At 69.6% G+C, this 9522-nt stretch carries 5 protein-coding genes; 3 read left to right on the top strand and 2 right to left on the bottom strand.

Features of this window, described 5'->3' with window-relative positions; all coding sequences use genetic code 11:
* Positions 1-105 precede the first annotated feature (105 nt).
* Complete coding sequence (locus tag D6B71_RS20120) at positions 106-3873, bottom strand: nitrate reductase subunit alpha (RefSeq protein ID WP_121258419.1); 3768 nt, start codon at positions 3871-3873, stop codon at positions 106-108.
* A gap of 77 nt (positions 3874-3950) precedes the next feature.
* On the opposite strand from D6B71_RS20120, the gene D6B71_RS20125 reads away from it, so the two are divergent.
* The gene (locus D6B71_RS20125; RefSeq protein WP_121258421.1) at positions 3951-5030 is read left to right on the top strand and encodes a tellurite resistance/C4-dicarboxylate transporter family protein; all 1080 of its coding nucleotides are present in this window, start codon (positions 3951-3953) and stop codon (positions 5028-5030) included.
* Positions 5031-5110: 80 nt separating this feature from the next.
* Positions 5111-5707 carry a DUF4118 domain-containing protein gene (locus tag D6B71_RS20130; RefSeq protein ID WP_121258423.1) on the top strand — a complete coding sequence of 199 codons (597 nt, stop codon included), beginning with the start codon at positions 5111-5113 and terminating at the stop codon, positions 5705-5707.
* A gap of 308 nt (positions 5708-6015) precedes the next feature.
* Here the strand turns inward: D6B71_RS20130 and groL are convergent, their stop codons facing one another.
* Positions 6016-7644, bottom strand: a complete 1629-nt coding sequence (gene groL, locus D6B71_RS20135) for a chaperonin GroEL (RefSeq protein WP_121258425.1) — start codon at positions 7642-7644, stop codon at positions 6016-6018.
* 495 nt (positions 7645-8139) lie between these two features.
* On the opposite strand from groL, the gene D6B71_RS20140 reads away from it, so the two are divergent.
* Positions 8140-9231, top strand: a complete 1092-nt coding sequence (locus D6B71_RS20140) for an IS110 family RNA-guided transposase (protein ID WP_121258427.1) — start codon at positions 8140-8142, stop codon at positions 9229-9231.
* Positions 9232-9522 lie beyond the last annotated feature (291 nt).

The raw sequence follows: 9522 nt of genomic DNA on the forward strand, positions 1-9522 counted from the left end.
CCGAGACCGGCCGGGCGAGCGAGCAGGGGGTTACATGGGCCGAGCCGCCGGGGCCCCCGCGAAGTTCCGGAGCGAGGAACGAGCGGAGGACTTCGTGGGGTGGCATCAGTACTCCACCGGGGCCGTGCGCTTGCGGATGGTCGTGACCTCGTCGCGGTTGTTGCCGATCGGCCCGATGTAGTTGAAGAAGTAGGCCAGCTGGGCGTAGCCGCCGACGATGTGGTTCGGCTTCATCAGGATGCGGGTCAGGCTGTTGTGGATGCCGCCGCGCTTGCGGTCCCGCTCGGTGAGCGGCACGTCGATGAGCCGGTCCTGGGCGTGGTGCATGAACACCGTGCCCTCGGGCATCCGGTGGCTCACGATGGCGCGGGCGGCCACCACGCCGTTGCGGTTGACCATCTCGATCCAGTCGTTGTCGGCGACGCCGATCTTGGCCGCGTCGCGGTCCGACATCCACACCGACTGCCCGCCGCGGGAGAGCGAGAGCATGAACAGGTTGTCCTGGTACTCGGAGTGGATCGACCACTTGTTGTGCGGGGTCAGGTAGCGCACCGCCACCCCCAGCTCACCGGTGGTGCCCACCTCGGGCTCACCGAACAGGTGGGTCATGTTCAACGGTGGCCGGTAGACCGGGAGCATCTCGCCCATGCCGAGGAACCAGTCGTGGTCGACGTAGAACTGCTGCCGGCCGGTGAGGGTGTGGAAGGGCTTGCGCCGTTCGATGTTGATCGTGAACGGGCTGTAGCGCCGGCCGCCCGACTCCGAGCCCGACCACTCCGGTGAGGTGATCACCGGCACCGGCTGGGCCTGGGTGTCGGCGAAGGTGATCTGCTTGCCCTCGTGCTCGGCGGAGAGGTCGGCGAGCTTCTGGCCGGTGCGCTTCTCGAGGAACTTGAAGCCCTGCGTGGCCAGGTGGCCGTTGGAGACGCCGGCCAGGTGCAGCATCGCGTCGGCCATCTGCACGTCGGTCTCGATCTTCGGCTGGCCCTCACCGGCACCGCCGCGGGCCACGCCGTTGCGCGTGCGCAGGATGTCGACCTCGCGCTTGACGTCGTAGGCGACGCCCTTGGTGAGCATGCCTACCTTCTCCATCAGCGGCCCGATCGAGGTCATCTTCTCGAGGATCGCGGTGTAGTCGCGCTCGGCGACGGCGATCACCGGCATCGTCTTGCCGGGGATCGGGTCGACCTCGCCGGTGCGCCAGTCCTGCACCACGCCGTGCTCGCTGGCCATCGCCTCGGGGGTGTCGTGCCACAGCGGCTTCGCGACGACGTCCTTGCGGGTGCCGAGGTGGTCGACGGCCATCTCGGAGAACCGCTTGGCGATGGTCTTCCAGGCGTCCCAGTCCGACCGGGTCTGCCACGGCGGCGCGATCGCCGGGTTGAACGAGTGCACGAACGGGTGCATGTCGGTGGTCGACAGGTCGTGCTTCTCGTACCAGGTGGCGGCCGGGAGCACGACGTCGCTGAAGATCGTGCTGCTGGTCATCCGGAAGTCGATGGTCATCAGCAGGTCGAGCTTGCCCTCCGGCGCCTCGTCGGCCCACCGCACCGAGCTCGGGCGGTGCTCCGGAGAGGCCTCCTTCGCGGTCGCGGCACTGTCGGTGCCGAGCAGGTGGCGCAGGAAGTACTCGTTGCCCTTGGCGGAGCTGCCGAGCAGGTTGGAGCGCCACAGCGAGAGCACCCGAGGATGGTTCTCCTCCGCCTCGGGGTCCTCGACGGCGAACTTCAGCCGGCCCTCCTTCAGCTCCTGGGCGACGTACGCCGGCGCCTCCATCCCGGCGGCGCCCGCCTCGTCGGCGAGCTGCAGCGAGCTGCGGTCGAAGGTCGGATAGCTGGGGCTCCACCCGAGACGCGCGGACTGCGCGAGCAGGTCCATCACGGTCTTGCCCTTGAAGACGCCGGTGCCGGCGTCGAGGTCGTCGGCGCTGAACGTGTCGTAGCGGTACTGGGAGGTGTTGACGTACCAGTACGCGGTCTGGTTCATGTGCCGCGGCGGCCGGTGCCAGTCGAGCGCGAACGCCATGTGCTGGAAGCCCATGATCGGGCGGATCTTCTCCTGGCCCACGTAGTGCGCCCAGCCGCCGCCGTTGCGTCCCTGGGTGCCGGTGATCGTGGTCAGCAGCAGGATCGCGCGGTAGATCTGGTCGGAGTGGAACCAGTGGTTCACGCCGGCGCCGAGCAGGATCATCCCGCGGCCCTCGGTGTCGATCGCGTTCTGCGCCCACTCCCGCGCCAGCCGGGTGACCTGGGCGGCCGGGACCCCGGTGTGCGTCTCCTGCCAGGCCGGAGTCGCCGGCACCGACGGGTCGTCGTACGACTCGGGCCACACGCCGGGCAGCCCGTCGCGGTGCACGCCGTACTGCGCGAGCAGCAGGTCGAGCACGGTGGTGACGAGCCGGTCGCCGACCCGGGCGACCGGGACGCCGCGGCGCTCGTGGGCGACCTTGCCGTCGGCGCCGTCGAAGCGCGGCAGCTCGACGACGACGCTCTCGCTCGCCCCGCCGTCGGCGGTGGGATACATGGTGAGCGCGGGGTCGATGTCTTCGAGGTCGAGGTGCCACTGACCGACGCCCTCGTCGCCGAAGCGGTGGCCGATCGACCCCTTGGGGATCCGCACCTCGCCGGTGGCCGCGTCGATGACCGCGGGCTTCCACATCTGGTTCTCGCTGCCGCCCTCGGCGTGGCCGAGGTCGCCGGCGACGAGGAACTTGCCGGGACGGTACGCCGCCTCCCCGGTGGTCGAGCCGCCGTCGGTGGTCGAGCCTGCCGAGACCGGTTCGAGCGTGACCAGGTAGGGCAGGTCGGTGTACTGCTTGTTGTAGTCGGCGAAGAACGGCGGCAGGGTGCCGGTGAAGTACTCCTTGAGGATGACGTGGCCCAGGCCCATCGCCAGCGCGCCGTCGGTGCCGGGGGCCGGGTTGACCCACTCGTCGGCGAACTTCACGTTCTCGGCGTAGTCGGGGGCCACCGCCACGACCTTCTGGCCGCGGTAGCGGGCCTCGGTCATCCAGTGCGCATCGGGGGTGCGGGTCACCGGCACGTTGCTGCCCCACATGAACAGGTAGCCGGCGTCCCACCAGTCGCCGGACTCCGGCACGTCGGTCTGGTCGCCGAACATCTGCGGCGAGGCGTTCGGCAGGTCGGCGTACCAGTCGTAGAACGACAGCATCGGCGCGCCGATCAACTCCAGGAACCGCGCCCCGGAGGCGTAGGAGACCGGCGACATCGCCGGGATCGGGGAGAAGCCCGCGATCCGGTCGGGCCCCCACCGCTTGACGGTGTAGACGTGGGCGGCCGCGACGATCTCGGCGGCCTCGTCCCAGGTCGCCCGGACCAGCCCGCCCTTGCCCCGCGCCCGCTTGTAGCGGCGCGCCTTCTCGGGGTCCTGCACGATCGAGGACCAGGCGACGACCGGGTCGCCGTACTGCCGCTTGGCCTCGCGGAACATCTCCAGCAGGACCCCGCGCACGTAGGGGTAGCGGACGCGGGTGGGGCTGTAGGTGTACCAGGAGAAGGCGGCACCGCGGGGGCAGCCGCGGGGCTCGTACTCCGGGCGGTCGGCGCCGGCGCTGGGATAGTCGGTCTGCTGGGTCTCCCAGGTGATGATCCCGTCCTTGACGTAGACCTTCCACGAGCAGGAGCCGGTGCAGTTGACCCCGTGGGTGGAGCGCACCACCTTGTCGTGGCTCCACCGGTCGCGGTAGAACGCGTCGGCCTCCCGCCCGCCCTTCTTGGTCAGCGTGCGCAGGTCGGCCGAGACGGCGCCCTTGGTGAAGTAGCGGCGGGTGCCCACCAGCGCGTCCGTCAGGGAGCCGTCGAGACCCGCCTTCCGGTCCTTGCTCCTGCCCTCAGGACGGATCTCCGTCGTCATTGCGTGACGCCTCCCAGCGTGGTCGAGCAGCGTTGGACGAGTCCTTGGGACTGTAGCGGGCTGGATACCCTGCCGCGATGGGGCACACACTCCACCACCGGATCTCACGTGCGGTCGAAGGCCTGACGCCGGGGTACTTCGCCCTCGTCATGGCCAGCGGCATCCTGTCTGTCGGGATGCAGCTGGAGGGGCACACCTGGCTGTCCCGGGGCCTCCTCGGGATCTGTGCCGCTTCGTTCGTCGTGCTGCTGTCGTTGACCCTCTGGCGGTTCGTGGCCTATCGGCAGGCCACCAACGACGACTTCCTCGACCCACGCCGTGGCTTCGGATTCTTCACCTTCGTCGCGGGCACCAACGTGCTCGGCGTCCGCCTGGGCATGGCGGGCTGGCCCGAGGTCACCGCGGGGCTGCTCGCCGTCTCGTTCGCGGCCTGGCTGGTGCTCGGCTACGTCGTCCCCTGGACCGCCGCGTTGGGGCCGCAGCCGCGGCCGGTGGTCGCGACCGCCAACGGCACCTGGTTCATCTGGGTGGTCGCCAGCCAGTCGGTCGCCGTCGCCGCGGCCTCGATCGAGCCGGTCTTCACGACCGGCCGCCGTGAGCTGGCCCTGCTGGCGGTGGTGTCGTGGTCGGTGGGGGTCTTCCTGTACGCAGCCGCGGGCATCTTCGTCTCGCTGCGGCTCATGCAGTACGACTTCGGTCCCGAGGACCTCAACCCGCCGTACTGGGTGGCGATGGGCGCCCTCGCCATCACCGTGCTGGCCGGCGCTCGCATCGTGGAGATGGCGGACGCGCCGATGGTGACGGCCACCCGCGGTCTCATCGCCGGCCTGGCCGTGGTCTTCTGGGCGTTCGCGACCTGGCTGATCCCGGTGCTCTTCGCGGCCGGCTGGTGGCGTCACGTCGTCCGCCGAGTCCCGCTGCGCTACGAGCCGACCCTGTGGAGCATGGTGTTCCCGCTGGGGATGTACGCCGTCGCCGGCATCTACCTGGGCGAGGCCGACCGGCTGCCGGTGGTCGGCTGGATCGGGCGGGTCGAGCTGTGGCTGGCGTTCGCCGTCGGCACCGTGGTCTTCGTCGCGATGCTCGCGCACGTCGTCCGGGTGGTGCTGCTGGGGCGGCCGGCACCGTCGGCGGTGTCCGCGAGTCCGCGACGCTGATCGGAGTCCGGGACATTGGCCCACCGAACGTGGGAAGAATGGCCCGAGGATGAGGCGCGTCGGTCTGACAGAGTGGCCGAATGCGACTTCTCCGGCCCGTCCAGGACCCAGCGCCGTCGGCTGCACCGTGGTTCCTGCGGCACCCCGTCGGCACCCTCGCGGTCGCATCGGCGCTGTTCGCCACGGTCATCGTGCTGCGCTTCGTCGACGGCGACGCGGTCGGTGACGTGGTCAGCATGCTGTACGTGCTGCCGGTGGCGCTGATCGCCACCGCGTTCGGCCGCAAGGCCGGCCTGGGCGCGGGGCTGGTCGCGGTGGCTCTGGTCGGCGTGTGGGTTCTGGCCGCCGACGTGGACCTGTCGTGGGTGGGCTGGACGACGCGGATCGTCCCGCTGGTCCTCGTCGGGCTGTTGATCGGCGACGCCGCCGAGCGTCAGGCCGCCGCTGAGCAGCGTCAGCTCGAGCTCGAGGCCGCCGCGCAACGGCACCGGGACGCCGCCCAGATCAGCGACAACCTGATCCAGGGCATGTCGGCGGCGAAGTGGGCGCTGGAGGCCGAGCGGTACGCCGAGGGGCTGGGCCTGCTGGAGGCCACCCTCGAGGAGGGCCACAAGCTGGTCTCCGACCTGCTGCGCGAGGCCGACCTCGCGCCCGGACGGCCCACGAAGCGCGACTGAGCACGGAGCAGCCACGGACCACCCGGCAACGCAGCAGGGCCCCCGCCGGAGCGGGGGCCCTGCTGGTGGTGCTGGTGAACGTGGTCGAGCGGGGTGGTGCCTCCGACCAGGTGGTCCGGTTTCGAGACGGCTCGCGATCTCCCTTGCTTCGCTGCGGGAGCTCGCCGACCCTCCTCAACCTGACCGCCTGACGCTCCCCGAGCGGAGCTCGGGGAGCCGGCGGTCAAAAGTCCATGCCTGACGGACTTCCTCACCTCGCCCGGACAGTCACGGCAGCCTCCCGACTGCCGGACCGCCCCGCGCTCCGATCAGAAGTCCATGCCGCCCATGCCGCCGGACGGGTCGCCACCCATGGGGGCGGCCTTCTCCGGCTTGTCGGCCACGACGGCCTCGGTGGTGAGGAACAGCGCGGCGATCGACGCGGCGTTCTGCAGCGCCGAGCGGGTGACCTTGGCCGGGTCGATGATGCCGGCGGCCAGCATGTCGACGTACTCGCCGGTGGCCGCGTTGAGGCCGTGACCGGCGTCGAGGTTGCGCACCTTCTCGGCGATGACGCCGCCCTCGAGACCGGCGTTGACCGCGATCTGCTTGAGCGGGGCCTCGATGGCGACCTTGACGATGTTGGCACCGGTGGCCTCGTCGCCCTCGAGCTCGAGCTTGCCGAAGGCCTCCTTGCCGGCCTGCACCAGGGCCACGCCGCCGCCGGCGACGATGCCCTCCTCGACGGCCGCCTTCGCGTTGCGGACGGCGTCCTCGATGCGGTGCTTGCGCTCCTTGAGCTCGACCTCGGTGGCCGCGCCGACCTTGATCACCGCGACGCCGCCGGCCAGCTTGGCCAGCCGCTCCTGCAGCTTCTCGCGGTCGTAGTCGGAGTCGGACTTCTCGATCTCGGCGCGGATCTGGTTCACCCGGCCGGCGATCTGGTCGGCGTCGCCGGCACCCTCGACGATGGTGGTCTCGTCCTTGGTGATGACGACCTTGCGGGCCTGGCCGAGCAGCTCGATGCCGGCCGACTCGAGCTTGAGGCCGACCTCCTCGGAGATGACCTGGCCGCCGGTGAGGATCGCGATGTCCTGGAGCATGGCCTTGCGGCGGTCGCCGAAGCCGGGGGCCTTGACGGCGACCGACTTGAAGGTGCCCCGGATCTTGTTGACGACCAGGGTGGAGAGCGCCTCGCCGTCGACGTCCTCGGCGATGATGACCAGCGGCTTGCCGGACTGCATGACCTTCTCGAGCAGCGGCAGCAGGTCCTTGACGTTGCTGACCTTCGAGTTGGCGATCAGGATGTAGGGGTCCTCGAGCACGGTCTCCATGCGCTCGGGGTCGGTGACGAAGTAGGCCGAGATGTAGCCCTTGTCGAACCGCATGCCCTCGGTCAGCTCGAGGTCGAGGCCGAAGGTGTTCGACTCCTCGACGGTGATGACGCCTTCCTTGCCGACCTTGTCCATCGCCTCTGCGATGATCTCGCCGACGGTGGTGTCGGCGGCGGAGATCGAGGCCGTGGAGGCGATCTGCTCCTTGGTCTCGACGTCCTTGGCCATGCCGAGCAGCTGCTCGGCGACGGCGTCGACGGCGGACTCGATGCCGCGCTTGAGGCTCATCGGGTTCGCGCCGGCCGCGACGTTGCGCAGGCCCTCACGGACCATGGCCTGGGCCAGCACGGTGGCGGTGGTGGTGCCGTCGCCCGCGACGTCGTCGGTCTTCTTGGCGACCTCCTTGACGAGCTCGGCACCGATCTTCTCGTAGGGGTCCTCGAGCTCGATCTCCTTGGCGATGGACACACCATCGTTGGTGATCGTGGGAGCGCCCCACTTCTTCTCGAGGACGACGTTGCGACCCTTGGGGCCGAGCGTGACCTTGACGGCGTCAGCGAGCGTGTTCATGCCACGCTCGAGGCCGCGCCGGGCCTCCTCGTTGAAAGCAATCAGCTTCGACATAACTCCTGCGATCCTTCGCAATCCAGAGTTCGGGGACGGTCCGGCTCGTTGCCCGCGACGGACGGCCTGGCCGATCCGGCGGACCCTTCCCGCCGTCGCTGCAGACCTCAACTCGCCGACCCGTGGTGGCTGTCACTCTCATGGCGAGAGTGCCAACGTCATGTTTAGCACTCGGGAGGGGCGAGTGCAAACGCCCTAGACGGTATGGAGTGACCGCACGGCGCTGGTGTCGTGGAGCTCGAGGCCATTCCTCGAGGGTGTGATGATCAAGCCGACGTGCGGGCCGGCGTCAACGTCGTTCATGCTCGCTGCGCTGCGCGTGCTCCACGTTGACTCCGTCCCACCCGTCGGTTGGTTCGCCTCGATCGAGGAACTGGCGGAACCCGCGCCCCGAAGTCGGGAGGGGGTTGTAGGCCGGGGCCTCACGCACAAGATTCGTGGGTTACCGAGCAGGGCCTGCCTGCTCGGCCTATCCAACAATTGTGGGAGGCCCCGGTGTTTACCGAGCGTACGAGTGTCGGGCTCGACGTGCACGCCCGATCTGTTGCAGCAGCAGCGATCGACGGTGCCACGGGCGAGCTGTTCCAGACCAAGCTGACCCCAGCCCATGACCACATCGGTTCCTGGCTCAAGGAGCTGCCGGGTCCGGTCGCGGTGGCCTACGAAGCGGGCCCGACCGGCTTCGGCCTGTACCGACACCTGAGAGCTGCGGGGATCCGGTGTGAGGTCGTCGCACCGTCGAAGCTGCAGAAGCCGGCCGGTGACCGGGTCAAGACCGACGCCAAGGACGCGGTCCACCTGGCCCGGCTGCTACGACTGGACGAGATCACACCGGTCGCGATCCCGACCGTCGACCAGGAAGCCGCCCGGGATCTGGTCCGTGCCCGTGAAGACTGTCGCGGTGACCTGATGGCCGCTCGGCACCGATTGTCCAAGCTGTTGCTGCGGCACGGGATCGTCTACTACGGCGGCAACGCCTGGACCACCAAACACGACCAGTGGCTGCGCACCGACGCGCTCCCACAGCTGACCACGCACTCGACCAGGCTGGCCTTCGACTCCGGCTATGAGACCGTGCTCGCCACCAAGGCCCGACGTGACCGGCTCGATGCCGCGATCGAGGAACTGGCTGCCGACAGTGAGTTCACACCAGTCGTGCGACGGCTGGGCTGCCTGCGCGGGATCGGCACCCTGACCGGGTTCGCGCTGGCCGTCGAGATCGGCGACTGGCACCGATTCACCGGCAACACCATCGGATCATTCGTCGGCCTGGTCCCCACCGAGCACTCCTCAGGCGGCACCAGGAGCCAGGGATCGATCACCAAGACCGGCAACGGGCACGCCCGCAGGCTCCTCGTCGAGGCCGCCTGGCACCACCGACCCCGCTACACCATCGGCGCCACCATGCGCGCCCGCTGGGACCTGGCCCCCGCCGCAGCCAGGGCCCGCGGCGACAAGGGCAACCGGCGTCTTCACCAACGCTGGGTCAAGTTCATCGACCGCCGCAAACCCAACACCACCGCCGACGTCGCCATCGCCCGCGAGCTCGCCGGCTGGTGCTGGTCGCTGGCCGCGATGAACGACTGACCCACGAACTGCTCCGCTGCCCGAAGGGCTGGTGGCAGCGCATGGAGTGGACCCGCGACCTCGCTATGAGCAGCCGCCCACGGCGGCGACGCTCGTCCCTAGACAAGCGGTCCCACTCCAGCCGAACCACCGCCCTGCGGTAACCAACCCGCGGATATCAGCATGACCCCGCGCGTCGCCAACGACACGCTCACCAGCCCCCAGCAGCGAAGCACGAGGCGCCCGCCGAGGAGGCATCCACGACGGGCGCCTCACCCTGCCCTTGACAGCGGGCACCTACATATCAGCGAG

Origin of the sequence: Nocardioides ferulae (genome assembly GCF_003660455.1) — a bacterium.
Classification (GTDB): Bacteria; Actinomycetota; Actinomycetes; order Propionibacteriales; family Nocardioidaceae; genus Nocardioides; species Nocardioides ferulae.